General features: G+C 66.4%; 23 protein-coding genes. 15 read left to right on the top strand and 8 right to left on the bottom strand.

Going from position 1 to position 23,258, the window contains the following annotated elements; all coding sequences use genetic code 11:
* Positions 1–35: 35 nt before the first annotated feature.
* Entirely contained in the window at positions 36–464 is a 429-nt protein-coding gene (locus tag ACFTOW_RS00625) for an FKBP-type peptidyl-prolyl cis-trans isomerase (RefSeq protein ID WP_379912022.1), read from the top strand.
* 112 nt (positions 465–576) lie between these two features.
* Here ACFTOW_RS00625 and ACFTOW_RS00620 read toward each other — a convergent pair whose 3' ends face one another.
* Both ACFTOW_RS00620 and ACFTOW_RS00615 read right to left on the bottom strand, forming a co-directional pair.
* Positions 577–1,563, bottom strand: coding sequence for an NADPH:quinone reductase (locus tag ACFTOW_RS00620; RefSeq protein WP_379912020.1), 987 nt, complete (start codon positions 1,561–1,563; stop codon positions 577–579).
* A gap of 64 nt (positions 1,564–1,627) precedes the next feature.
* Positions 1,628–3,199, bottom strand: a complete 1,572-nt coding sequence (locus ACFTOW_RS00615; RefSeq protein WP_379912018.1) for a bifunctional metallophosphatase/5'-nucleotidase — start codon at positions 3,197–3,199, stop codon at positions 1,628–1,630.
* A gap of 125 nt (positions 3,200–3,324) precedes the next feature.
* On the opposite strand from ACFTOW_RS00615, the gene ACFTOW_RS00610 reads away from it, so the two are divergent.
* From ACFTOW_RS00610 to arsC, 3 genes are read left to right on the top strand one after another with little or no spacing between them, the layout of a single operon-like run.
* Positions 3,325–3,663 (top strand): DUF952 domain-containing protein, encoded by a 339-nt coding sequence (locus ACFTOW_RS00610; RefSeq protein WP_379912016.1) that lies wholly within the window; start codon positions 3,325–3,327, stop codon positions 3,661–3,663.
* The gene (locus tag ACFTOW_RS00605) at positions 3,660–4,718 is read left to right on the top strand and encodes a quinone-dependent dihydroorotate dehydrogenase (RefSeq protein ID WP_379912014.1); all 1,059 of its coding nucleotides are present in this window, start codon (positions 3,660–3,662) and stop codon (positions 4,716–4,718) included. The genes ACFTOW_RS00610 and ACFTOW_RS00605 overlap by 4 nt, the downstream gene beginning before the upstream one ends.
* Positions 4,709–5,050, top strand: coding sequence for an arsenate reductase (glutaredoxin) (gene arsC / locus ACFTOW_RS00600; protein WP_379912058.1), 342 nt, complete (start codon positions 4,709–4,711; stop codon positions 5,048–5,050). The genes ACFTOW_RS00605 and arsC overlap by 10 nt, the downstream gene beginning before the upstream one ends.
* 133 nt (positions 5,051–5,183) lie before the next feature.
* Here arsC and ACFTOW_RS00595 read toward each other — a convergent pair whose 3' ends face one another.
* Genes ACFTOW_RS00595 through ACFTOW_RS00585 form a run of 3 tightly spaced genes read right to left on the bottom strand, consistent with a single transcriptional unit; the run spans position 5,184 to position 7,424 of the window.
* Positions 5,184–6,506, bottom strand: a complete 1,323-nt coding sequence (locus ACFTOW_RS00595; RefSeq protein WP_379912012.1) for an MATE family efflux transporter — start codon at positions 6,504–6,506, stop codon at positions 5,184–5,186.
* The gene (locus ACFTOW_RS00590) at positions 6,499–7,008 is read right to left on the bottom strand and encodes a PaaI family thioesterase (protein ID WP_379912010.1); all 510 of its coding nucleotides are present in this window, start codon (positions 7,006–7,008) and stop codon (positions 6,499–6,501) included. Before ACFTOW_RS00590 ends, ACFTOW_RS00595 begins: the two co-directional genes overlap by 8 nt.
* Positions 7,005–7,424 (bottom strand): PaaI family thioesterase, encoded by a 420-nt coding sequence (locus ACFTOW_RS00585; RefSeq protein WP_379912008.1) that lies wholly within the window; start codon positions 7,422–7,424, stop codon positions 7,005–7,007. The genes ACFTOW_RS00590 and ACFTOW_RS00585 overlap by 4 nt, the downstream gene beginning before the upstream one ends.
* A 267-nt stretch (positions 7,425–7,691) precedes the next feature.
* Between ACFTOW_RS00585 and ACFTOW_RS00580 the strand changes: the two genes are divergently transcribed.
* The 8 genes from ACFTOW_RS00580 to ACFTOW_RS00545 all read left to right on the top strand — a co-directional run bounded on the left by ACFTOW_RS00580 (position 7,692) and on the right by ACFTOW_RS00545 (position 15,582).
* Positions 7,692–8,066 carry a MerR family transcriptional regulator gene (locus ACFTOW_RS00580; protein WP_379912006.1) on the top strand — a complete coding sequence of 125 codons (375 nt, stop codon included), beginning with the start codon at positions 7,692–7,694 and terminating at the stop codon, positions 8,064–8,066.
* A gap of 230 nt (positions 8,067–8,296) precedes the next feature.
* On the top strand, positions 8,297–8,698 hold the full coding sequence (locus tag ACFTOW_RS00575; protein ID WP_379912004.1) for a MerR family transcriptional regulator: 402 nt from the start codon (positions 8,297–8,299) through the stop codon (positions 8,696–8,698).
* Positions 8,699–8,731: 33 nt separating this feature from the next.
* The gene (locus tag ACFTOW_RS00570) at positions 8,732–10,510 is read left to right on the top strand and encodes an acyl-CoA dehydrogenase C-terminal domain-containing protein (RefSeq protein ID WP_379912002.1); all 1,779 of its coding nucleotides are present in this window, start codon (positions 8,732–8,734) and stop codon (positions 10,508–10,510) included.
* A 50-nt stretch (positions 10,511–10,560) separates the two neighbouring features.
* Complete coding sequence (locus ACFTOW_RS00565) at positions 10,561–10,773, top strand: hypothetical protein (protein ID WP_379912000.1); 213 nt, start codon at positions 10,561–10,563, stop codon at positions 10,771–10,773.
* Between the two features lie 283 nt (positions 10,774–11,056).
* On the top strand, positions 11,057–11,689 hold the full coding sequence (locus ACFTOW_RS00560; RefSeq protein WP_379911998.1) for a glutathione S-transferase family protein: 633 nt from the start codon (positions 11,057–11,059) through the stop codon (positions 11,687–11,689).
* 14 nt (positions 11,690–11,703) lie between these two features.
* Complete coding sequence (locus ACFTOW_RS00555) at positions 11,704–12,915, top strand: acetyl-CoA C-acetyltransferase (RefSeq protein WP_379911996.1); 1,212 nt, start codon at positions 11,704–11,706, stop codon at positions 12,913–12,915.
* 5 nt (positions 12,916–12,920) lie between these two features.
* Positions 12,921–13,361, top strand: a complete 441-nt coding sequence (locus ACFTOW_RS00550) for a hypothetical protein (protein WP_379911994.1) — start codon at positions 12,921–12,923, stop codon at positions 13,359–13,361.
* Between the two features lie 22 nt (positions 13,362–13,383).
* Positions 13,384–15,582, top strand: coding sequence for a 3-hydroxyacyl-CoA dehydrogenase NAD-binding domain-containing protein (locus ACFTOW_RS00545; protein ID WP_379911992.1), 2,199 nt, complete (start codon positions 13,384–13,386; stop codon positions 15,580–15,582).
* A gap of 147 nt (positions 15,583–15,729) precedes the next feature.
* Here ACFTOW_RS00545 and ACFTOW_RS00540 read toward each other — a convergent pair whose 3' ends face one another.
* Both ACFTOW_RS00540 and ACFTOW_RS00535 read right to left on the bottom strand, forming a co-directional pair.
* Positions 15,730–16,380 (bottom strand): Type II secretory pathway, pullulanase PulA, encoded by a 651-nt coding sequence (locus ACFTOW_RS00540; RefSeq protein ID WP_379911990.1) that lies wholly within the window; start codon positions 16,378–16,380, stop codon positions 15,730–15,732.
* Between the two features lie 42 nt (positions 16,381–16,422).
* The gene (locus ACFTOW_RS00535; RefSeq protein ID WP_379911988.1) at positions 16,423–17,340 is read right to left on the bottom strand and encodes a DMT family transporter; all 918 of its coding nucleotides are present in this window, start codon (positions 17,338–17,340) and stop codon (positions 16,423–16,425) included.
* Between the two features lie 87 nt (positions 17,341–17,427).
* Between ACFTOW_RS00535 and ACFTOW_RS00530 the strand changes: the two genes are divergently transcribed.
* The 3 genes from ACFTOW_RS00530 to truA all read left to right on the top strand — a co-directional run bounded on the left by ACFTOW_RS00530 (position 17,428) and on the right by truA (position 21,683).
* Positions 17,428–19,053 (top strand): AMP-binding protein, encoded by a 1,626-nt coding sequence (locus ACFTOW_RS00530; RefSeq protein ID WP_379911986.1) that lies wholly within the window; start codon positions 17,428–17,430, stop codon positions 19,051–19,053.
* A 21-nt stretch (positions 19,054–19,074) separates the two neighbouring features.
* A complete protein-coding gene (locus ACFTOW_RS00525; protein WP_379911984.1) occupies positions 19,075–20,844 on the top strand; it encodes a carboxyl transferase domain-containing protein in 1,770 nt (589 codons plus the stop codon).
* A gap of 71 nt (positions 20,845–20,915) precedes the next feature.
* The gene (gene truA, locus ACFTOW_RS00520; RefSeq protein ID WP_379911982.1) at positions 20,916–21,683 is read left to right on the top strand and encodes a tRNA pseudouridine(38-40) synthase TruA; all 768 of its coding nucleotides are present in this window, start codon (positions 20,916–20,918) and stop codon (positions 21,681–21,683) included.
* Between the two features lie 148 nt (positions 21,684–21,831).
* Here truA and ACFTOW_RS00515 read toward each other — a convergent pair whose 3' ends face one another.
* A complete protein-coding gene (locus ACFTOW_RS00515) occupies positions 21,832–23,232 on the bottom strand; it encodes an MORN repeat-containing protein (RefSeq protein WP_379911980.1) in 1,401 nt (466 codons plus the stop codon).
* Positions 23,233–23,258 lie beyond the last annotated feature (26 nt).

The following is a 23,258-nucleotide window of genomic DNA, read 5'->3' as shown; positions in this document are numbered from 1 at the left end:
CTGAATTCACCCCCTCCACATGACAGGATATACCGATGACGCAGGTCAAAACGGGCGACACCGTCCGTATTCACTATACCGGAACGCTGGCAGACGGATCAACCTTCGACAGCTCCGAAGGCCGCGATCCGCTGGAATTCACCGTGGGCTCGGGCCAGATCATCCCGGGTCTGGACAAGGCCGTGCCGGGCATGGCTGTCGGCGAAAAGAAAGTCGTCGAAGTGCCCTGCGACGAGGCCTATGGCCAGCCCGATCCAAGCGCGCGCCAGGCCGTGCCCCGCACCGAGATCCCGGCGGAAATCCCGCTGGATATCGGCACGCAACTGCAGGTGCAGACACCGCAGGGGCAGGTTATGCCGGTCACCGTGGCCGAGGTCTCGGAAACCGAGGTGACGCTGGACGCCAATCACCCGCTGGCGGGTCGTGACCTGAAATTCGCGATCGAGGTCGTTGAAATCGGGTGAGCCTCCAAAGGGTCGGACAAAAATCAGGGCGCGCAGAGTCGATCTGCGCGCCCTTTCTCGTCACCGTGCTCTGTTGCCGGAATCGCGGCCAACCATTCCGTCTTGCTGCGTCTCACATTTCCAGCAGGACCGCCCCGGCGCGCCCCCCGGCCTCGATGCATTCATGGGCAACCACGCAATCGGCCAGCGGATAGGTCGCATGGATCGCCGGGCGCAGCGCGCCCTCGGCGCTGGCCTTGTGCAGCGCGTCGATGGCCACCACGCGCGCAGCGTCACCCAGCAGATAGATCAACACGATGTCGATGGTGATCGCCTTGAACAGATAGGGTCCAAAAGGCAGCACAGGCTTCATGTCCAGCGCCGAGCCATAGGCGGCAATGGTGCTGTTCTCGGCCATCACCTCGGCCAGCAGCGCGGCGTTCACGCCGAACTCGGTCTCTATCACGCGGTCGATGCCGCGGCCTTGGGTCAGGTCCAGCAGCTTGCCCGACAGGTCGGGATCGCGGTAATCCAGCACCTCGGCGGCCCCCGCTGCGCGCACGCGGTCGGTGTCGCGGGGCGAACAGGTGGCGATCACCCGCGCCCCGGCCCATGCGGCCAGTTGCACCGCGTTGTGACCCACCGCGCCGCCACCGCCGGAAATCAGCAAGGTCTGGCCTGCCACATCACCGCCGCCCAGCACCGCATGGGCCGCCGTCAGGCCGGGAATGCCCAGCGTGGCACCGGCCTCGGCGCCGATCCAGTCGGGGCGCGGCACGGCCTGTGCCGCAGGCAGCGCGATGTATTCCGCCGCCGTGCCCAAGGCCCGCCGCCATTGGCCATTCCATATCCAGACAGGCTGGCCCACGCGCAGCGGGTCCACCCCCTGCCCCACGGCCACCACCTCGCCCGCGCCATCGGAATGGGGCACGATGCGGTCGAAGGCCAGCCGGGTCACCCCGGGCCGGCCACCCGCGCGCGACTTGACATCCGACGGGTTGGCCCCGGAATACGTCAAACGCACCAGCACCTCGCCGGGGGCGGGATCGGGGGTCGGCAGATCGGTCAGCTCCAGCACCTCGCTTGCGGGGCCGAAACGGGTGTAGCTGATGGCTTTCATGGGTGCGTCCTGTCTATATGTGGGTGGCGGAGGCCTGCAGGGGTGCCCGCCTGTCCCGCCACACCTACCGCGCCGCGATGCGCCCGTCGAGGTATGGCTGATAGGGCGTGTTTTCGGCCAGATACTCGGCCAGCACATCCGCCAGATCCGGGCCGAAATCATAGACATCGCGCGCTTGCGTAGCGAACATGGCATAGCCGTCGCCGCCGCCCCGCACATAGTTGTTGGACACCATGCCATAGACCGCGTCGGGATCGAGCGGGGCGAACCCGTCCTCGCCCGCCACCTCGACCGACACGACACGGCTGCCCGGTGCGGCATGCGGATCAAAGACCACGCGCAGCCCGGCCACCTGCGGGAAGCGGCCCGCGCCATCCTCGATCTGGCTGAACCCGTTTTCCAGCGCGGCCAGCAGGGTCGCCCCCGTCACCCGAAAGGTGGACAGCGTGTTCTGGAACGGCAGCACCGTCAGCACCTCGCCCATCGTCACCGCGCCTGCGTCGATCGAGGCGCGCAAGCCACCCCCGTTCTGGAGCGCGACCTGAATGCCCTGATCCCGCACCCGCGCCAGCATCGCATCGGCCACCAGATTGCCCATCAGGCATTCGCCCGCACGGCAGGCACCACGGTCGCCGTCTATCGCCTCGGCGGTTTCGGCCACCACGCGGTTGCGGATTTCTTCCAGCGGTTCGGCCAGTTCTGCCACGCGCGCAACATAGTCCGGGTCTTCGGCCACCGTCGCATCCAGCAGGATCGGATCGCCCGTGGCCTGCGTCACCCGGCCCGCATCGTCAAAGGTGACGGTCAGTTGGCCCAGATACTTGCCATAGGCATAGGCCTGCACCAGCGCGACGCCGTTCTCCATCAGCGGATAGGGACCATCGGCGCTGTCGTCCGTGTTGGACAGGAACGTGTGGCTGTGCCCGCCCACGATCACGTCCAGCCCGGCGGTTTCGCGCGCGACGCGGCGGTCAACCTCGATCCCCGAATGCGACAGCAGGATGATCCGGGTCACGCCGTCGGCGGTCAGCCGGTCGATCTCGGCCTGGGTGGCCTGAACCGGGTCGGTGAAGACGATGTTGGGCCCCGGGCTGGCCAGTTCACCGTTGTTCTGGGGGGTCAGCCCGATCAGGCCCAGCCGCATGCCGTCCTTTTCGATGACCACGGATTTGCGGGTGGCCCCGTCCAGATCGGCCTCGGCCCCGGTATCGGCATTGGCCATCAGCAGCGGAAAGGGCACGGCATCGGCGAAGTCGCGCAGCACCGCAGGGCCGTCGTCGAATTCATGGTTGCCGACAGCCATCGCCTCGTATCCCAGCCCGGTCATCATCTCGGCGGCCATCTGGCCCTTGTAGTAGGTGTAGAACAGCGTGCCCTGAAACGGATCGCCCGCATCGACCAGCAGCGTTGCGCCCTGTTCGGCCCGCGCCTGCGCGATGGCGGTGGCCAGCCGGGCGATGCCGCCGAAGCATTCGCCTGCGGCGTTGTCCTCGGGCGGGCAGGTGCTGTCAAAACGGTTGATCGGCTCGAACCGGGCGTGCATGTCGTTGGTATGCAGGATGGTCAACGTGGTGTCGGCCTGCGAAATCCCGGCGGTCAGCGCCAGAATGGCAGCAAAGAGAAATGAAGTGCGCATATCAGATCCTACTGGAAAAATTGAATGACAGTCATGGTGCCGCGCCCAAGGCCACCTGTCAAAGCCTGTTGCAAGGTCCGTCATGGTGGCTTGACCGCGCGGGCAAGGGCGGGCAACAAGCGCGCATGCTGATTTACAAGATATTCCGCGCCGATGAATGGGCAGAGCTGGCCGAGGCGGGCAAGACCCGTGGCGCGCCGGTCGATCTGGCCGATGGCTTCGTGCATTTCTCGACCGCCGCGACAGTGGCCGAGACCGCGGCAAAACACTTCGCCGGAGAAGATGCGCTGGTGCTGGTCGCCTGCGAGGCCGACACCATGGGCGAGGCGCTGGTATGGGAGCCGTCACGCGGTGGCGCGCTGTTCCCGCATTTGTACCGCGAAATGCAATTTGACGATGTGGCATGGTCGGCGCCTTTGCCCCTGCATGACGGGGTGCACCAGTTTCCCGCGGGCGTGGCATGAGCACGCTGGAACGGCTGGGGCTGGCCGCCCTGCGCCGGGTCGATCCCGAGCGCGCGCATGGTCTGGCGCTGGCGGGCTTGCGCGCAGGGCTGGTACCGCTGCCGGGTGTTGTGACCTCACCTCGCTTGAAAACTGTTGTAGCGGGGCTGGAGCTGCCGAACCCCGTGGGGCTGGCCGCCGGGTTTGACAAGAACGCGGTCGCGCTGGCGCCCCTGGCGCGGTCTGGTTTCGGCTTTGTCGAGGTGGGGGCAGCCACGCCGCGCCCGCAGGCAGGCAATCCGCGCCCGCGCCTGTTCCGGCTGGTGCCCGATCGCGCCGCGATCAACCGTTTCGGCTTCAACAACGACGGGATGGAGGCGATTGCCGCCCGTCTGGCACAGCGCCCCAGGGGCATGGTGCTGGGGCTGAACCTTGGGGCGAACAAGGACAGCGCCGACCGGGCCGAGGATTTCGCCCGTGTGCTGGCCCATTGCGGCAAGCATCTGGACTTTGCCACGGTCAACGTGTCCTCGCCCAATACCGAACGCCTGCGCGAATTGCAGGGGGCCGAGGCGCTGGCCGCGCTGCTGGCCGGCGTGATGGAGGCGCGCGACTGGCTGCCGCGCCGCATCCCGGTGTTCCTGAAGATCGCGCCGGATTTGTCGGATGCCGAACTGTCGGAGGTGGCCGATGTGGCCCGCGCGAACGGGGTGGATGCGATCATCTCCACCAATACCACCCTGTCGCGCGAGGGGCTGACCGACGCGCAAAAGGATCAGGCCGGCGGGCTGTCGGGCGCGCCGCTGTTCGACCGCTCGACCCGCGTTCTGGCACGGCTGAGCGTGCTGACCGACGGGCAGATGCCGCTGATCGGCGTGGGCGGCGTGGGATCGGCAGAGCAGGCCTATGCCAAGATCCGGGCAGGCGCATCGGCGGTGCAGCTTTACACCGCGCTGGTCTTTGAAGGGCTGTCGCTGGCCGGGCGCATCGCGCGCGGGCTGGATGATCTGCTGGCGCGGGACGGGTTTGCCACCGTGGCGGATGCGGTGGGCACGGGGCGCGAGGACTGGCTGTGATCACGCTGTGGCACAATCCGCGCTGCGCGAAATCGCGCGCGGCGCTGGCGCTGCTGGAAGGCCGGGCCGAGGTGCAGGTGCGCCGCTATCTGGAGGACGCGCCGGACGAGGCGGAACTGCGCCGGGTTCATGCCCTGCTGACTCGCCCGGTGGCCGAGATGCTGCGCCGGGGCAAGGCCGAGTTTCGCGATCTGGCACTGGCCGGGGCCAATGATGACGCGCTGTTTGCCGCCATGGCCGCGCATCCCCGGCTGATCGAGCGACCGGTCGCCATAGCGGCGGGCCGTGCCGTGATCGGTCGCCCGCCCGAGGCGGTGCTGGCGCTTTTGTAAGGGGTTTCGGATCGGCGTTGCCGATCCGACCGGCTGGGGGCCGTTGCCCCGCCGTCAATGTCTCTCGGACCAATGGCGCGACAATGACGACCCCCCAGAGTTTACCTGGCAAGATGAAGGGGACCGGGGTGTGCTATGCCCTGCCCGTCGCGCGCTCCAGCGCGGGGTAGCGCAGCCCGAGGGTCACGCCGCGCGCCGCGAAGGAGATCAGCAGCGCCAGCCACAGGCCATGGTTGCCCAGCGGCCCGATCAGAAGCGCAACGGCAGCAGCATAGACCACGGCCGACAGCGCCATCATGTTGCGCATGTCGGCGGTGCGGGTGGCCCCGATGAAGATACCGTCGAGCATGAAGGGCCACAGGCTGAGCAGCGGGGCGGCCACCAGCCAGGGCAGAAAGGCGCGCGCCTCGGCCCGGACCAGCGGGGCCGTGGTCATGGTGTCGATCAGGACGGGACCGAGCAGCGCAAAGCCGGCCGCCATCAGCAGCGCCGTGACCACGCCCCAGAAGCTGGCCATCAGCGACGCCCGGCGCACCAGCGCCACGCAGCGCCGACCGACCGCGTGGCCCACCAGCGCCTCGGCGGCAAAAGCGAAGCCGTCCATGGCGTAGCTGGTGATGTTCAGGAACTGCAGCAATACCTGATTGGCGGCCAGCGTCACATCGCCGAACCGCGCGCCCAGCAGCAGAAACGACACGACGATGGCCTGCAACAGGGCCGAGCGGATCAGGATGTCGCCGTTCACCGCCGCCATGTGTTTGAGTTTCGCACCGTCGAACACACGCGCCCAGTCGCGCCAGGCGGGCACGCCGAAGGCCGCGCGGCACAGCCAGAGCCCCAGCGCAAGGCCCGACCATTCGGCCAGCGCGGTGGCGGTGGCCACGCCGCCCACGCCCCAGCCAAGGCCCAGCACGAACCACAGGTCCAGCCCCACGTTCAGCCCGTTCATCCACAGTTGCAGCACCAGCACCGCGGCGGTGCGCTCCTGCGCGATCAGCCAGCCGGTGATGCCGAAGACGGCGATGGCCGCGGGGGCCGACCAGATGCGGATGCGCATGTAGGTGGCGGCCAGATCCTCGACCTCGGCACTGGCCGGCGCGGCGGCGAACCCGCCCAGCAGGATCGCCGGGTGCAGCACAATCAGCAGCGCGCCCCCCGCAAACCCGATGGCCAGCGCGCGGGTCAGCAGGGCCGCGACCTCGGGTGCGTTGTCCTGCCCCAGCGCCTGCGCGGTCAGCCCGGTGGTGCCCATGCGCAGGAAGCCGAAGATCCAGTAGACAGCGGACAGGATCACCGCCCCCACGCCGACGGCCCCGATCGGGGCGGCCTGCCCCAGCTGGCCCACGACGGCGGTGTCCACCGCGCCCAGGATCGGCACGGTGACATTGGCCAGCAGGATCGGCACCGCGATCCTGAGCACGCGGCCATGGGTCAGCGGTCGGGCGGCCTCATCCATCCCGGCGGGGCATCAGGAAATGGCCCGTGGCCTGCGCATACGTGCGTGCGCGGTTGTCCTGCCATGCCTCGACATGCACCGAGGCATAGCGCCGCCCCGAACGGTTGACCTTGGCCCGCGCATAGGCGTCGCGCGGCAGACCCGAGCGCAGGTAATCGACGGTGAAATCGATCGTCTTGGGCAGGCGCGGCAGGTGGCCCGAGATCAGCTCGTCGGGGTCAAGCTCGCCACGCTCCAGCTCTTCCCACAGCACTGACCAGCTGAGGCCGATCACCGCCGTCACCTCGAGAAACGCCGCCGTCACACCGCCATGCAGCGCGGGCAGCAGCGGGTTGCCGATCAGCTTGTCGTCATAGGACAGCACGCCGGTCAGCTCATCCCCCCGCCGATCGAAGGAGATGCCCAGGAACTTGCTGTAGGGCACACCGTTCACCAGCGCGGCCAGCGCGTCGTCGCGGCGTTGCTTGACAACCTGCACGGGGTCGGGGCGTCTACGGCTCATTTCACGCCCTCCACGGTAAAGGTGCCGGTGGCGGTGGCGACCGGGTTCTCATCGTCGTCATCCAGCGCCTCGGCGCGCACAAAGGCTACTGTGCGCGTCAGGTGATAGCAGGTGGCACGCGTGCGGATCGCCTGCCCCGGCGTGGCGGCGCGCATGTAGTCGATGCGCAGGCCGATGGTGGCGGTGGCCCCGGGGTTGGCGGGATGCGAGATCACCGCCGCCCCGCAGGTGGTATCCAGCAGCGCATAGACCGCGCCGCCGTGAATGACCCGCGTTTCGGGATCGCCGACGAAGCGTTCATCATAGGGCATGCGCATTTCCGCCGTGCCATCGCCGATATCGGTGAATTGCATCCCCAGCGCCTTGGCATGGGGGATCGCCTCGGTGAACTGGCGCGCCATCCTGACCTTGTCCATCTGCCCTGCCCCTTCGGTGTCTGTGTAACCCTTGCGTTATTCGGGCTTGGACGCCGCGCTGCAAGGGCAATCTGTGCAAGTGATAGCCACTTGCAATTGCATGACCCACCCCGGAGGATCGCGCAGACCCGACGCCTTGGCGCCTGAAAGGTGGATCGGCACGCCGCATCCGGCGTCCCCGGGACGGGGTGTATTCGGAACTGACGCTGCGGCATTGACGCCACGGTTCACGGGAGTAATGTCGCCCCGACGCGGAGGGGAGGCCAGATGTCCGAGATCCGACTGACATTCAAGGAAATGTGCGCGAAGTTCGATGTGACGCCGCGCACCCTTCGCTATTACGAATACATCGAACTGCTGTCGCCCGAACGCGAAGGCAGGTCGCGCGTTTATGGTGCCAAGGAATGCGCACGCATGACCCTGATTCTGCGCGGTCGCAGGTTCGGCTTTCCGCTGGAAGATATCCGCCAATGGCTGCTGATCCGTGAAAAAGAGGGCACGGAGGCGCAGATGCACGCCTGGATCGACATGGCCGACCGGCAACTGGTGGAACTGGCCGAGCAGAAGGCCCAGTTGGAAGAGGCGCTGGAAGAGCTGCGCGCCCTGCGCGGCGAAACGGCCCGCGCGTTGGGGCTGGGCTGATCCACATCCTTCTGAGACGCCCAAAGGGTCAGGTTTCCCTGACCCGGACATCCGCGCGCGCCTGACGCAAGGGTAACGAAGTTGCGCGGCAGACCGGTTGACGCGACCTGATCTTACGTCAAGCATGAAAGTGACGTGACGTACCGCTTACGTCAACTTGATTCCCTGTTGTAACGCTGCTGCAACCAGAACAGGTGAGCGTCATGACATCAGCCCCGAGAGTGATTGAAATGACCGACAAGACCATGACCATCCGCGAGATGTGCGACGCCTTTGACGTGACGCCCCGCACCTTGCGGTTCTACGAAGCCAAGGAACTGCTGTTCCCGATCCGGGACGGCCAGAAACGGCTGTTCACCCGGCGCGACCGGGCGCGACTGAAACTGATCCTGCGCGGCAAGCGCTTTGGCTTCAGCCTTGAAGAGATCCGGCAGTTGCTGGACCTGTATCACGTGGGCGACCAGCAGCAGACGCAGCTGTCGCGCACCTATGAAATTGCCCAGCAGCGGCTGGATGACCTGATCCGCCAGCGCGACGAGCTGGACACCGCGATCGCGGATTTGCAGGAACAGATGAAGTGGGGCGAAAAGATCATCGCCTCGCAAAAGAACCAGACCCGCGCCGCCGAGTGATCGCGGCGCGTCACCGACCTTAGGGAGAGACAGATGCCAAGCTATACCGCCCCCGTGAAGGACATGCAGTTCATTCTGCATGACGTGTTGAAGATCACCTCGCAGGACGTGCCCGGATATTCCGAGCTTGAGGCCGATTTCACCTCGGCCATTCTGGAAGAGGCGGGCAAGCTGGCCTCGAGCGTGCTGGCGCCTCTGAACCAAGTCGGCGATACCGAGGGCTGCTACATGGAAAACGGCGTCGTGCGCACCCCCACCGGGTTCAAGGCGGCGTTCGATCAGGTCCGCGAAGGCGGCTGGCCGGGGCTGGACATGCCCGAGCAATACGGCGGTCAGGGCATGCCCTATGTGATCGGCACGGCGGTGGGCGAGTTCTTTTCCGCCGCCAATCAGGCGTTCACCATGTATCAGGGCCTGACCCATGGCGCGGCCTCGGCCATCCTGGCGCATGGTACAGAGCAACAGAAAGACACCTATCTGCCCAAGATGGTCAGCTGCGACTGGACCGGCACGATGAACCTGACCGAGCCGCATTGCGGCACCGATCTGGGCATGATGCGCACCAAGGCCGAACCGCAGGACGATGGCAGCTACAGCATCACCGGGCAGAAGATCTTCATCTCGGCCGGCGAGCATGACATGGCCGACAACATCATCCACCTGGTGCTGGCAAAAATTCCCGGCGGCCCCGAGGGCATCAAGGGCGTGTCGCTGTTCATCGTGCCCAAGTTCCTGGTCAACGAGGATGGCAGCCTTGGCGCGCGCAACGGCGTCACCTGCGGCAAGATCGAGGAAAAGATGGGCATCCACGGCAACTCGACCTGCGTGATGAACTATGACGGGGCCACCGGGTATCTGCTGGGCGCAGAGCACAAGGGCATGCGCGCGATGTTCACCATGATGAACGAGGCGCGGATCGGCGTGGGCATGCAGGGTCTGGCGCAGGCCGACGTGGCGTATCAGAACGCATTGGACTATGCCAAGGACCGCCTGCAGGGCCGCGACGTGACCGGCACGAAAAACCCCGATGGCCCGGCCGATCCGCTGATCGTGCATCCCGACATCCGCCGCTCGCTGATGGACCAGAAAAGCTTTGCCGAAGGCGCGCGCGCCTTCATGCTGTGGGGCGCGTACCTGATCGACCGGGCGCATCGCAACACGGACGCGGATGCCGACGGGCTGATCAGCCTGATGACCCCGGTGATCAAGGGCTTTCTGACCGACGAAGGCTTTGACATGACCATTCTCGCCCAGCAGGTCTATGGCGGGCATGGCTACATCGAGGAATGGGGCATGTCGCAATACGCCCGCGACGCCCGGATCGCGATGATATACGAAGGCGCCAACGGCGTGCAGGCGCTCGACCTTGTGGGCCGCAAACTGGCGCAGGACGGTGGCAAGCACGTGATGGCGTTCTTTGACCTGGTCAAGACCTTCCTCAAGGACAACGAGGGCAACGAGGCGCTGAAAGCCGATTTCCTTGATCCGCTGAAAGCGGCGTCAAAGGATCTTCAGGCAGCCGGCATGTTCTTCATGCAGAACGGGATGAAGAACCCCAATGCGGCGCTGGCCGGATCGTATGACTTCATGCACCTGTTCGGGCACGTCTGCCTTGGGCTGATGTGGGCCGAGATGGCCAAGGCCGCCCATGCCGCGCTGGAGGCCGGCACGCAGGACGAGGCGTTCTACCGCACCAAGGTGGCCACCGGGCGCTACTACATGGCCCGCCGCCTGCCCGCCACCGCGCTGCACCTCGCCCGGATCAATTCCGGCGCGGATACCGTGATGGAGCTTGAGGCCGCGAATTTCTGAGCGCAGGGTGGGTTGGCACCCACCCTACACCTGCTGCCCCGAGAGGTCCGATGCCCAAACGTTTCCGCCTGACCCGCCGGTTTCCGGTTGCCATGACCGAAGATGGCTATCGCCGCCTGAAACGCTTTGCCCGCGAGGCCGGTCTGGACGAGGGCGAGGCTTTGTCGTTCCTGTTCGAGCATTTCGACAGCGTGATCGACGAGGACACGTTCAGCCATCGCCTGCGGCTGTTCAATTCCGAACTGGACGGGAGAAAACGCTGATGAACGTGCGGGCCGAGAGTGCGGGAGCCTCCGGCGGGAGTTTATCTGGCAAGATGAAGCAGGGGGTCCACCCCGCCCCCGGCACTGGCGACTTCGCATCCGGCCGGGAACGGGGCGTCACCTTGCACATGGCGCAACTCTCCAGTCTGCCATGCAAGGTCAGGATAGGGTGGTTAAGGTTAATGGTGGGTAAAGGCGTCCAACTTCATCTTGCCAGGTAAACTCTGCGGGGGTGTGGGGGTGCAAAACCCCCATTCCGCCCTCAGCCAAAGGGAGGAACGAAATGACGATCAAGCTGCATTGCTTCGGGGAATCGGGCAACGCCTACAAGGCGGCGCTGTCGCTGGAACTGTCGGGGCTGGAGTGGGAGCCGGTCTTTGTCGACTTTTTCGGCGGCACCACCCGCAGCCCCGAATACCGCGCGATCAACGTGATGGGCGAGGCGCCGGTGCTGATCGACGGCGACATGCGCCTGACACAATCGGGCGCGATCCAGGCCTATGTCACCGAGAAATCGGGCAAGTTCGGTGGCATGCCGGATCAGAAGTACGAGGTTCTGCGCTGGGTCCTGTGGGACAATCACAAGCTGTCCTCGATGGCCGGGATGACGCGGTTCCTGATAAATTTCCTGCCCGAGGACAGGCAGCCCAAAGAGGTGATCGGCTTTAACCAGGGCCGGTTGAAATCTGCCTACCAGACGCTGGACACCCACCTTGCGGGGCGCGACTGGATCGTGGGCGACGGGGCCACCAACGCCGATTTTTCCTGCTGCGGCTACCTCTTCTACCCCGAGCCGTTCGGGTTCGTGCGCGCCGACTGGGCCAATATCGATCGCTGGATGTCCAACATCGAAGCGCTGAACGGCTGGAAACACCCCTATGACCTGATGCCCGGCAAGCCGTCGGATCGGGCCTGACAAAGGAGACAACGATGACCGAAGCCTATATCTATGACGCCGTGCGCACCCCGCGCGGCAAGGGCCGCCCCGACGGCAGCATGCACGAGGTCACATCGGTGCGGCTGTCCGCGCAGGTGCTGAACGCGCTGAAGAACCGCAACGGGCTGGATGGCCACGCGGTCGAGGACGTGATCTGGGGCAATGTCACACAGGTGATGGAACAGGGCGGTTGCCTTGCGCGCACCGCCGTTCTGGCCTCGGATCTGGATGAATCGATCCCCGGTCTGGCAATCAACCGCTTTTGCGCCTCGGGCATGGAGGCGGTGAACCTTGCCGCCAACCAGGTGCGCGGCGGAGCGGGCGATGCCTATATCGCCGGCGGGGTCGAAATGATGGGCCGCGTGGCCATGGGCAGCGACGGGGCGGCGATGGCCGTCGATCCGACCGTCGCGATGGACAGCTATTTCGTGCCGCAGGGCATCAGCGCCGACATCATCGCCACCGAATACGGCTTTACCCGCGATCAGGCGGATGCGCTGGCGGTCGAATCGCAGAAACGCGCCGCCGCCGCCTGGGCCGACAAGAGGTTCGGAAAATCCATCATCGAGGTCCGGGACCAGAACGGCCTGAGCATCCTGGATCACGACGAATACATGCGCCCGGGCACCGACATGCAAAGCTTGGGCGCGCTCAAGCCTGCCTTCAAGGACATGGGCGAGACCATGCCTGGCTTCGATGCGATCGCGCTGATGAAGTACCCGCATCTGGAGCGGATCAACCACATCCATCACGCGGGCAATTCCAGCGGGATCGTCGATGGCTCGGCCGGGGTTCTGGTCGGCTCGAAGGCGTTCGGCGAGAAATACGGGCTGACCCCTCGCGCGCGCATCGTGCAGACCGCCAAGATCGGCACCGACCCCACGATCATGCTGACCGGCCCGGTGCCTGCCACCGAAAAGATCCTGCGCGACAGCGGCATGTCCATCGGCGACATCGACCTGTTCGAGGTGAACGAGGCCTTTGCCAGCGTCGTGCTGCGGTTCTGTCAGGCGTTCGACGTGGACACCGACCGCGTCAACGTCAACGGCGGTTCAATCGCCATGGGCCACCCGCTGGGTGCCACCGGGGCCATCATCATCGGCACCCTGCTGGACGAGCTTGAGCGGACCGGCAAAAGCACCGGATTGGCCACGCTCTGCATCGCCTCGGGCATGGGGGCCGCCACGATCATCGAGCGGGTATAGGCCCCATGGATCAGGCCGGTTTCGAGCAGATCGCCGAACGCATCACCAGCGGGTTGCTGGAGGGAAAGTACGACACCTACAGGTCGGCTTTCCTGCTGCCCCTGCGGGTCGAGCCGCGCGGCGGGGTGCCCTATGTGCTGGCCGATGACGACGCGCTGCGCAAGGACTGGCAGCTGTATCGCGATGCGATCCTGATCCAGGGTGTCACCGATATCGTGCGCGAGGTTCTTGGCATCGCCGAGATCGAGCCTGACCGGATCGAGGTGACGGTGGAAACCAACATGCTGCGCCACGCCCAGCGCATCGTCGATCCGTTCAAGACGCAATTCGTGCTCCAGCCCGAGGGGGCAGAGTGGCGCATCGCCATCCTGCGCTCGTCGCTGGGGCATATCAACTGGACCTTGGGGCGCGCGGACATCGTGGATGACCGTTTTCACGACCGCTGACCCCGTCAACAGGATGACAACCATGACCGATTTTACCATTGCAAAGGATGCCGACGGCATTGCCACCATCACCTGGGATTGCCCGGACAAGTCGATGAACGTGATGACCGGCGAGGCGCTGGAAGAGCTGAACAGCTGTATCGACGACGCACTCGCCGATGATGCCGTCAAGGGCATCGTGATCACCTCGGCCAAGCCCGATTTCGCAGGCGGGATGGACCTGAACGTGCTGGCGGAAATGAAGGCGCAGGCCGGCGACAGCCCGGCACAGGGCCTGTTCGACGGGATCATGCAGATGCACGCCCTGCTGCGCAAGATCGAGCTGGCAGGCATGGACTTCAAGACCAAGAAGGGCGGCAAGCCGATCGCCGCCGCCCTGCCGGGCACCGCCGTGGGCATCGGTCTGGAACTGCCGCTGGCCACGCACCGCATCTTTGCCGCCGACAATCCAAAGGCCAAGATCGGCCTGCCCGAAATCATGGTCGGCATCTTCCCCGGTGCTGGCGGCACCACGCGGATGGTGCGCAAGCTGGGGGCGATGGCCGCCAGCCCCTATCTGCTCGAGGGCAAGCTGCTGGATCCGAAAAAAGCCAAGGGTGCAGGCATCATCGACGAGGTGGTCGCTGACCCCGTGGCCGCCGCGCGCGACTGGGTGCTGGCCGCCAGGGAGGCCGATCTGGTCAAGCCCTGGGATGCCAAGGGCTACAAGATGCCCGGCGGCGCGCCCTACCATCCGGCGGGTTTCATGACCTTCGTCGGCGCATCGGCGATGGTGCATGGCAAGACCAAGGGCGCGTTTCCTGCCGCCAAGGCGCTGCTGTCGGCCGTCTACGAAGGCGCGCTGGTGCCGTTTGACACAGCACTCAAGATCGAGGCGCGCTGGTTTACCAACGTGCTGATGAACCCAAGCTCCTCGGCGATGATCCGCTCGCTGTTTCTCAACAAGGAGGCGCTTGAGAAAGGTGCCAACCGCCCCGAGGCCCCCGATCAGCGCGTCAGGAAACTGGGCGTTCTGGGCGCCGGCATGATGGGCGCGGGCATCGCGCTGGTCAGCGCGCAGGCCGGCATCGAGGTGGTGCTGATCGACGCCAGGCAAGAGGCGGCGGACAAGGGCAAGGCCTATACCGAAACCTATCTCGACAAGGGCATCAAGCGCGGCAAGGTGACCGAGGACAAGAAGGCACAGATGCTGGGCCTGATCACCCCCACCACCGATTATGCCGCGCTGGACGGCTGCGACCTGATCATCGAGGCCGTGTTCGAGGATATCGGCGTCAAGGCCGAGGTCACCAAAAAGGCGCTGGCCGCCGTCGGCCCCGACTGCATCTATGCCTCCAACACCTCGACCCTGCCGATCACCGAACTGGCCAAGGCATCCGACAAACCAGAGCAGTTCATCGGCATCCACTTCTTCTCGCCCGTCGAAAAGATGCTGCTGGTCGAGATCATCAAGGGCGACCAGACCGGCGACCGCGCCACCGCCAAGGCGCTGGATTACGTGCGGCAAATCCGCAAGACGCCGATCGTGGTGAACGACGCGCGGTTCTTCTACTGCAACCGCTGCATCATTCCCTACATCAACGAAGGCATGCGCATGGTGCAGGAGGGCGTCGCCCCCGCGATGATCGATCAGGCCGCGCGCATGCTGGGCTTTCCGGTCGGGCCGCTGCAACTGGTCGATGAAACCTCGATCGACCTCGGCGCCAAGATCGCCCGCGCCACCAAGGCCGCGATGGGCAACGCCTATCCCGATGCCGAGGTCGACGAGATCATCTTCTGGATGGAGGGCGAGGGCCGCATGGGACGCAAGGCCAACGCCGGCTTCTTCACCTATGACGATGCCGGCAAGCGGCAGGGCTACTGGCCCGGTCTGGCCGACAAGTACCCGCCGCTCGACACCCAGCCCGACCTGACCGAGGTGCAGCACCGCCTGATGTTCGCGCAGGTGCTCGAAGCGGTGCGCGCGCTGGAAGAGGGCGTGCTGATGGACATCCGCGAAGGCGACGTCGGCGCGATCCTCGCCTGGGGCTTTGCGCCGTGGTCGGGCGGTCCGTTCAGCTGGCTCGACATCCTGGGCGCGGAATACGCCGCCGAGCGGTGCGACCAGTTGCAGGCCGCCTTTGGCGACCGTTTCACCTGCCCGCCGCTGCTGCGCGAGATGGCCGACAAGGGCGAAACCTTCTATGGCCGCTTCGGCACACAGGCCGACAAGGCCGCATAAGGCGCCGGTCCCCCTTCATCTTGCCGGATAAACTCCGGGGGGGAATTGGGCCGCAAGGCCCAAGGGGGGGCAGCGCCCCCAAAACCGCACGGGCCAACGGCCCGTGCGAACCCTGCAACCGCCCCCTTGGGGGCGGTTTCCTTGTGCTCAGGGGTCGAAGGTATAGCCGAACCGCGCGATATCCTCGGCGCACAGATCGGCCACCAGTGCTGCCGTGGCATCGTCATAGAACCCGCGCCAGTCGCGGGCGCGCGCGCTTTCGTTCACCCGGTCCAGCACCAGCGGAAAGCCCAGGTGCGCCACCAGCGGGGCGGCATCCGCCTCGAAATGCTCCAGCCGGACAAAGGCATCGCACCGCTCCACGCCGGCGGCATCGGTGACATAGGCGCGCGCGGGATTGGCGCGGATGCTGGCCTGCGTCTGCGGATGCGCCAGGAACGCCGCGAAATCGAGGCTCTTGGCCAGCCGCACCGCCGGGTGATCGAACCCCTGCCCGCGCAGCCAGTGGTAATAGCTGACCATCCGGTCCCAGGGATTGCGCACCAGCGTAAAGACGAACAGCCCCGGCAGTTCCTCGCGGGTCACCAACCCATCCAGATCGGCCAGTGTCGCGTGTTTCCACAACCGCCCCGCCGCCTGCACATCCTTCAGTCGCCCGCGCCGCCGCCGCGCCTTGGGCGTGTCGCCCAGCATGATGTCATCCTTCATCGCGCGGGCCTCCAGCGCCAGCGCCAGCGCGGTGCCCCCGGTCTTGGGGATGTGGATGAACAGGTACTTGCGGCCACGCGACAGGATCATGCCCGCCACCATAGACCCGCCCGCGCGCGCCACAAGTCCGCGCTACACCGGATCGGGCACCACCAGCCGGTGCCCGCGCCACGCGATCAGCAGCCCCGCCAGGATGATCAGCGCAATGCCAAGGCCCTGCCACGGCCCCAACACCTGCCCGAACAGCAGCCAGCCGAACAGCGGCCCCCAGATCATCACCGAATACTCGAAGACCGAGGCATGGCTGGCCTCGGCCAGTTGATACGCCCGGATGATGCCGAACACGCCCGCCACCGACCCCACGGCCTGCAACCAGATCAGCCCCCAGCTCTCGGTCACGGGCCAGACCCAGCCGCGCGTCAGGAAACTGCCTTCGGTCACCCCGCCAAGGCTCAACCCCCACAGCACCGCACCCGAGGCGATGATCTGGATCACCAGCATCCAGACCAGCAGGCACATGGTGCTTTCGCCCGTGCAATAGGCCCGCGTGGCCAGCGCCGCCATGGCATAGAACGCACCCCCCGCCACCGGCAGGATCAGCCAGCCCGACAGGCCCCCGCCATCGGGTTGCAGCACCAGCAGCACGCCGCCAAAGCCCAACAGCACGGCCATCGCGCGCCACGCGCCGAACCCCTGCCCCTGAAAGGCCCAGCCCAGCAGCAGCACAAAGATAGGCGCGGTGTACATCCCCGCCAGCCCCTGGGCGATCGGCATGATCCCCAGCGCCCCGAAGTAGCACAGCATCGCCAGCGTCAGGACCACCCCGCGCCCCAGAACCGGCCGCCAGCGGCGCGGCCAGACCGTGCCCAGCCCCGTCCATGACAGCGCACAGACCAGCGGCACCGCGATCAGCCCGCGCAGGATCAGGAACTGCCACAGCCCCATTTCGCGCGCGATGACGCTGACGAAATTGTCGATGAAGCCGATGATGACCATCGCCCCCAGCATCCACAGCGCCGACGCCACCGGGGCATTTTGATTTTCCGTCATTCCGGCCCTTTTCATTTGCCCACAACGCGCAATACTCTGCGCCTTGGGCGGCAAGCCAGTGAAATATTCTTGCGAGGGGGAAAAACCATGGGCTGGATGAGGGACGAGACAGGATTGGACAAATGCGCGGCGAATTACGTGCCGCTCACGCCGCTGTCCTTTCTGCATCGCGCGGCCCAGGTCTTTGCCGGGCACGAGGCGGTGGTCTATGGCCCCCACCGCATGACCTATGCCGAGTATCACACCCGCGTCACCCGGCTGGCCTCGGCGCTGGTCAAGCTGGGGGTGCGTCCGGGCGACGTGGTGGCGACCCTGCTGCCCAACATCCCCGCCCAGGCCGAAGCGCATTTCGGCGTACCCGCCTGCGGCGCGGTCCTGAACACGATCAACACCCGGCTCGAGGCCGACACCGTGACCTATATCCTCGACCATGGCGAGGCGCGCGTGCTGCTGTGCGATCCGCAATTCCTGCCCATGGCCGCCGAAGCCATCGACCGGATGGAGGGGGCCGCCCCCATCGTGATCGAGGTGGCCGACGATCACGCGGGCGTCCATGCCCACGGCCATTACATGGAGTACGAGGCGCTGCTGGACACCGGCGATCCCGACTTCGCCTGGATCATGCCGCAGGACGAATGGGAAAGCATCGCGCTCAACTATACCTCGGGCACCACGGGGCGGCCCAAGGGCGTGGTCTATCACCACCGCGGCGCGCATCTGAACGCCATGGGACAGGTGATAAGCTGGCGCATCACGCTGCATCCGCGCTACCTGACCATCGTGCCGCTGTTTCACTGCAACGGCTGGTGCCACACATGGATGATGCCCGTGGTCGGCGGCACGCTGATCTGCTGTCGCGACATCGCGGCCAAACCCATCTTCGACGCCATCGCCGATGAAAAGGCCACGCATTTCGGCGGCGCGCCCATCGTGCTGAACACGCTGATCAATGCGCCCGCCAACCAGCGCCGCGATTTCGATCACTTGGTCGAGGTGTTCACCGCAGGCGCCCCCCCGGCCCCCGCAACGCTGGCCGCGATCGAACCGATGGGCTTCAACGTGACGCACGTGTATGGCCTGACCGAAACCTATGGCCCCGCCACCGAATGCACATGGCAATCCGAATGGGACGGGTTGCAGGGGGCCGACCGCGCGGCGGTAAAATCCCGGCAGGGCGTGGCCATGCCCTTCATGGAGCCGGTGCAGGTCTGGGACGACCGCAACCAGCCGGTGCCGATGGATGGCACCACGCAGGGCGAAATCGTGTTTCGCGGCAACGGCGTGATGAAAGGGTATCTCAAGAACCCCACCGCCACCGCCGAGGCCTTTGCCGGCGACTACTACCATTCCGGCGATCTCGCCGTGCAGCACCCCAACACCTATGTGCAGATCGCCGACCGGGCCAAGGACATCATCATCTCGGGCGGCGAGAACATCAGCAGCGTCGAGGTCGAGGGCGTGCTGATGGGCCATGCCGATGTGCTGCTCTGCGCCGTGGTGGCCAAGCCCGATGAAAAATGGGGCGAAGTGCCCTGCGCCTTTGTCGAACTCAAGGACGGGCGCACCGGCGACGAGGCCGCGCTGATCGCCTATGCGCGCGAGCGGCTGGCGGGCTTCAAGACCCCGAAAAAGGTGGTGTTTCAGGAATTGCCCAAGACATCGACCGGCAAGATCCAGAAGTTCCAGCTGCGCGCCATCGCCCGCGACCTGTAACCTGACCCGCCGGAGACACCCATGACCACGATCACCGCCGACGGGGCCGCGATCATCGCGGACCTGCACGCCGCACCGGGCGACACCGTGGCCCAAGGTGCCGTGCTGCTGACCACCGAGTTGATGAAGATGCGCCACGACATCCGCGCGCCGTTCGGGGCACGCGTTGTCACGGTGCATGTCAGCCCGGGCGACGAGGTGGGGCCGGGAACACCGCTGATGACGCTGGAGCCGGCCGATGTGGCTGCGGCTGCCGCCGGCACGGACGACACCGCCCGCCCCGACATGGCCGAATTCACCGCCCGCATGGCCCTGCTGGACGACGCGGCCCGGCCTGACGCGATGGCCCGGCGCCACGCACGCGGCCAGCGCAGCGCGCGCGAGAATATCGCGGATCTGTTCGACGACGACAGCTTTACCGAATACGGCGCGCTGGCCGTGGCCGCGCAACGCGGCACGCGGCCTCTGGCCGATCTTCAGGCGCGCACACCGGGCGATGGCATCATCTGCGGCACCGGCACCGTGGGCGGGCGGCCAGTCGCCGCCATGGCGGTGGATTACACCGTTCTGGCGGGCACCCAGGGGTTCAACCATCACCGCAAGATGGACCGCCTGATCGAGGTCGCCGCGCGCGCCAACCTGCCCATCGTGCTCTTTGCCGAAGGCGGCGGCGGGCGGCCCAACGATACCGATGTGGCCGACATCATGGCGGCCTGGCTCAACGTCACCTCGTTTCGCCATTTCGCCGCCCACAGGGGGCAAAAGATCGGCATCGTGACGGGATATTGCTTTGCCGGCAACGCGGCCCTCTTCGGGGTGTGCGACCTGCGCATCGCCACGACGGACAGCCATATCGGCATGGGCGGCCCCGCGATGATCGAAGGCGGCGGGCTGGGCACGGTTGCCGCCACCGAAATCGGCCCCGCAGAGGTGCAGACCGCCAATGGCGTGATCGACCTGGCTGTTGCGGACGAGGCCGCGGCGGTTGCCGCCACCAAGACCCTGCTGGCCCTGCCACAGCCCGCCGACGCCCCCCAAACGGATGCAGATGCCCTGCGCCACGCCGTCCCGCCCGACCGCACCCGCGCCTATGACATGCGCGCGGCCATCGCCACGCTGGCCGATCCCGACACGTTTCAGGAATTGCGCCGCGACTTCGGGGCGGGGCTGATCACCGGGGTCGCGCGCATCCGGGGCCGCGCCGTTGGGCTGATGGCAAACAACCCGCTGCATCTGGGTGGGGCCATCGATCCCTCCGCCGCCGACAAGGGCGCGCGGTTCCTGCAACTCTGCGATGCCTGGGGCCTGCCCATGGTCACGCTCTGCGACACGCCGGGCTTCATGGTCGGTCCGCAGGTCGAGGCGGCAGGTCAGGTCGCCCATGTCTCGCGGTTGTTTCTGGCAGGCGCGCATTTCAGCCAACCCCTCGTCACGGTGATCCTGCGCAAGGCCTATGGCCTGGGCGCGATGGCCATGGCCGGCGGCGGGTTCGACCGCCCGCAACTGTGCTGCGCCTGGCCCACGGGCGAGGTTGGCGCGATGGGCCTTGAAGGCGCGGTCCGGCTGGGCCACCGCGATCATCTGGCCGCCATCACCGACCCGCAGGAGCGCGAGGCCGAGTTCCACCGCCTCGTCGATCAGCTTTACGCCCGCGGCCGCGCCCTCAACGCCGCCAGCCTGCTGGAGTTCGACGCGGTGATCGACCCTGCCGACACAGCCGATGCGATCGACCGCGTGCTGGCCACCGCAGGCCCCGCCAAACCCGGTCCCCGCTATGTCGATGCGTTCTAGACCACAGGCTGGACCCCTGCCCGACCCTGTTGCATAAGGCGCGAAAACACGACCGCCCACAGGATCGCGCAATGCCCCGCTATGCCCTGAAAATCGAATATGACGGCGCGCCCTTCGCGGGCTGGCAACGGCAGACCGATCACCCCTCGGTGCAGGGAGCCATCGAATCCGCCCTTGCCCGGCTGGAGCCGGGGCCGCACCGCATTCAGGGGGCCGGGCGCACAGATGCCGGCGTGCATGCGCTGGCGCAGGTGGCCCATTGCGACACCTCCCGCGACTGGGGGGCGTACCGCCTGTCCGAGGCGCTCAACTACCACCTCAAACCCCTGCCTGTCGCGATCACCGCCGCCGCAGAGGTGGCCGAGGACTGGCACGCGCGCTTTTCGGCCACCGAACGGCGCTACCTGTTCCGCCTGCTGGCCCGCCGCGCCCCCGCCACGCACGAGGCCGGGCGCGTCTGGCAGGTCAAATCCCCGCTCGATCTCGACGCGATGCGCGCCGGTGCCGCGCATCTGATCGGGCATCATGATTTCACCACCTTCCGTTCCACCATTTGTCAGGCCAACAGCCCGGTGAAAACGCTCGACGACATCACGATCGAAACCGCCCCGGGACTCAACGGCCCGGAAATCCACTTTCGCCTGCGCGCGCGGTCCTTCCTGCACAACCAGGTCCGCTCCATCGTCGGCACGCTGGAACGGGTGGGTACAGGCCACTGGCAGCCAGAGGATGTCAAACACGCCCTTGCCGCCCGCGACCGCGCCGCCTGCGGCCCGGTCTGCCCGCCGCAGGGGCTCTACCTGTCAGGTGTCAGCTATCACGACGATCCGTTTTCCTGACCGGTCCGCTGCTTCATCTTGCCAGGTAAACTCCCGCCGGAGGCACCCGCCGCGCCAAACACGTGACCGGCCCGAAAACCGCCGCNGGGCGCGCGGCAACGCCGCGCTCATTTTTCCATGCTGCAACGGCCAGGCGCGCACCCGCAGCTCACTGCTGCGTCAGCGCGCCGTTTTCCCAGGTGCCGCTTTCCTCTTCACCGCTGGCATAGCGCATGGTGCCCTCGCCCTGCCGCTTGCCCGCGCTGAAATTGCCCTCGTAGACATCGCCATTGGCATAGGTGGCCACGCCTTGCCCGGCGATCTCGCCCGCCTGCCACTCGCCTACGTACTTGAACCCGTCCGGCATGGTGATCGTGCCCATCCCGGCGCGCTGTCCATCTGCGAACTGCCCCTCGTAGATCGTGCCGTCAGGATAGATCGCGCGGCCCTCGCCGTGGCGCTGGCCCTCGCGCCACTCGCCCTCGTAGCGGTAGCCGTCGGGATAGGTCATCACGCCGAACCCATGGTTCTTGGCCTCGCGATAGGCGCCCTCATAGACCAGACCGTTGGCATAGACCGCCTTGCCCTGCCCCTCGATCACGCCCGCGCGCCACTGGCCTTCGTAGGTCGAGCCGTCGGGATAGGTGATCTTGCCCTCGCCATCGGCCAGATCGTTGCGGAACTGACCCTCGTAGACCGAGCCGTCGGGATAGGTGACCTTGCCCTGCCCCTCGATCTGGCCCGCGACCCAGTTGCCCTCGTAGCGGTACCCGTCGGTCCCGGTGAACACACCCTGCCCGTGGCGGCGATCGTCGTCGAACTCGCCCTCGTAGACATCGCTGTTGGCATAGGTCAGCTTGCCCAGCCCCTCGCGCCGGCCCGACACGAAAGCCCCTTCATAGACATCGCCATTGGGCTGGGTCAGCTTGCCCTGCCCGGTCATCTGCCCGCCGCGCCAGTCGCCCTCGTAGATCAGACCGTCGGGCAGGGTCAGGGTGCCGCGCCCCTCGCGGGCGCCGCGCACCATCTCGCCGTCATAGACCGAGCCGTCGGGATAGGTGATCGTGCCGCGCCCGTCCTTGACGCCATTGACCCAGTCACCCTCGTAGACATAGCCGCCGGGCGATTCCATCGTGCCCTGACCGTGATGCATGGCGTTGCGAAACCCGCCTTCGTAGCGCACGCCGTTGGCATAGACCGCCACGCCGCGTCCGGTGATCTGCCCCTCGACCCAGTCGCCCTCGAAGGTGCCGCCATCAGAGAACACGATCCGGCCGACGCCATGCGGCTTGCCCTTTTCGAACTCGCCCTCATAGACCGAGCCGTTGGGAAACCGCGCCACGCCCTTGCCGCGAATCTCGCCATCGACCCACTCGCCGGTGTATTCGTAGCCGTTTGGCAGGCGATAGGTGCCCTGCCCGTGCTGTACCCCGTTGCGGAATTCGCCCTCGTAGACGCCGCCATCGTCATATTCCTTGGTCTGGCTGTCATCCTGCGCCAGGGCGGGTTGGGCCGTCGCCAGTGCGATGCCCAATGCCAGATATGCCAATTTCGCGGTGCTGATCGTCATGGTCTGCATTCCTGCCTTGCCCCCGG

The sequence above is a fragment of the Lacimonas salitolerans genome (genome assembly GCF_042677865.1).
Classification (GTDB): Bacteria; Pseudomonadota; Alphaproteobacteria; order Rhodobacterales; family Rhodobacteraceae; genus Lutimaribacter; species Lutimaribacter salitolerans.
Note: the sequence above shows the minus strand (reverse complement) of the source record. Positions and strands in the feature narration are given on the sequence as shown.

Coding starts and splice junctions, on each gene's coding strand:
- ACFTOW_RS00625 (WP_379912022.1), top strand. CDS start 36: ATGACGCAGGTCAAAACGGGCGACACCGTCCGTATTCACTATACCGGA.
- ACFTOW_RS00620 (WP_379912020.1), bottom strand. CDS start 1,563: ATGAAAGCCATCAGCTACACCCGTTTCGGCCCCGCAAGCGAGGTGCTG.
- ACFTOW_RS00615 (WP_379912018.1), bottom strand. CDS start 3,199: ATGCGCACTTCATTTCTCTTTGCTGCCATTCTGGCGCTGACCGCCGGG.
- ACFTOW_RS00610 (WP_379912016.1), top strand. CDS start 3,325: ATGCTGATTTACAAGATATTCCGCGCCGATGAATGGGCAGAGCTGGCC.
- ACFTOW_RS00605 (WP_379912014.1), top strand. CDS start 3,660: ATGAGCACGCTGGAACGGCTGGGGCTGGCCGCCCTGCGCCGGGTCGAT.
- ACFTOW_RS00595 (WP_379912012.1), bottom strand. CDS start 6,506: ATGGATGAGGCCGCCCGACCGCTGACCCATGGCCGCGTGCTCAGGATC.
- ACFTOW_RS00590 (WP_379912010.1), bottom strand. CDS start 7,008: ATGAGCCGTAGACGCCCCGACCCCGTGCAGGTTGTCAAGCAACGCCGC.
- ACFTOW_RS00585 (WP_379912008.1), bottom strand. CDS start 7,424: ATGGACAAGGTCAGGATGGCGCGCCAGTTCACCGAGGCGATCCCCCAT.
- ACFTOW_RS00580 (WP_379912006.1), top strand. CDS start 7,692: ATGTCCGAGATCCGACTGACATTCAAGGAAATGTGCGCGAAGTTCGAT.
- ACFTOW_RS00575 (WP_379912004.1), top strand. CDS start 8,297: ATGACCGACAAGACCATGACCATCCGCGAGATGTGCGACGCCTTTGAC.
- ACFTOW_RS00570 (WP_379912002.1), top strand. CDS start 8,732: ATGCCAAGCTATACCGCCCCCGTGAAGGACATGCAGTTCATTCTGCAT.
- ACFTOW_RS00565 (WP_379912000.1), top strand. CDS start 10,561: ATGCCCAAACGTTTCCGCCTGACCCGCCGGTTTCCGGTTGCCATGACC.
- ACFTOW_RS00560 (WP_379911998.1), top strand. CDS start 11,057: ATGACGATCAAGCTGCATTGCTTCGGGGAATCGGGCAACGCCTACAAG.
- ACFTOW_RS00555 (WP_379911996.1), top strand. CDS start 11,704: ATGACCGAAGCCTATATCTATGACGCCGTGCGCACCCCGCGCGGCAAG.
- ACFTOW_RS00550 (WP_379911994.1), top strand. CDS start 12,921: ATGGATCAGGCCGGTTTCGAGCAGATCGCCGAACGCATCACCAGCGGG.
- ACFTOW_RS00545 (WP_379911992.1), top strand. CDS start 13,384: ATGACCGATTTTACCATTGCAAAGGATGCCGACGGCATTGCCACCATC.
- ACFTOW_RS00540 (WP_379911990.1), bottom strand. CDS start 16,380: ATGATCCTGTCGCGTGGCCGCAAGTACCTGTTCATCCACATCCCCAAG.
- ACFTOW_RS00535 (WP_379911988.1), bottom strand. CDS start 17,340: ATGACGGAAAATCAAAATGCCCCGGTGGCGTCGGCGCTGTGGATGCTG.
- ACFTOW_RS00530 (WP_379911986.1), top strand. CDS start 17,428: ATGGGCTGGATGAGGGACGAGACAGGATTGGACAAATGCGCGGCGAAT.
- ACFTOW_RS00525 (WP_379911984.1), top strand. CDS start 19,075: ATGACCACGATCACCGCCGACGGGGCCGCGATCATCGCGGACCTGCAC.
- truA (WP_379911982.1), top strand. CDS start 20,916: ATGCCCCGCTATGCCCTGAAAATCGAATATGACGGCGCGCCCTTCGCG.
- ACFTOW_RS00515 (WP_379911980.1), bottom strand. CDS start 23,232: ATGACGATCAGCACCGCGAAATTGGCATATCTGGCATTGGGCATCGCA.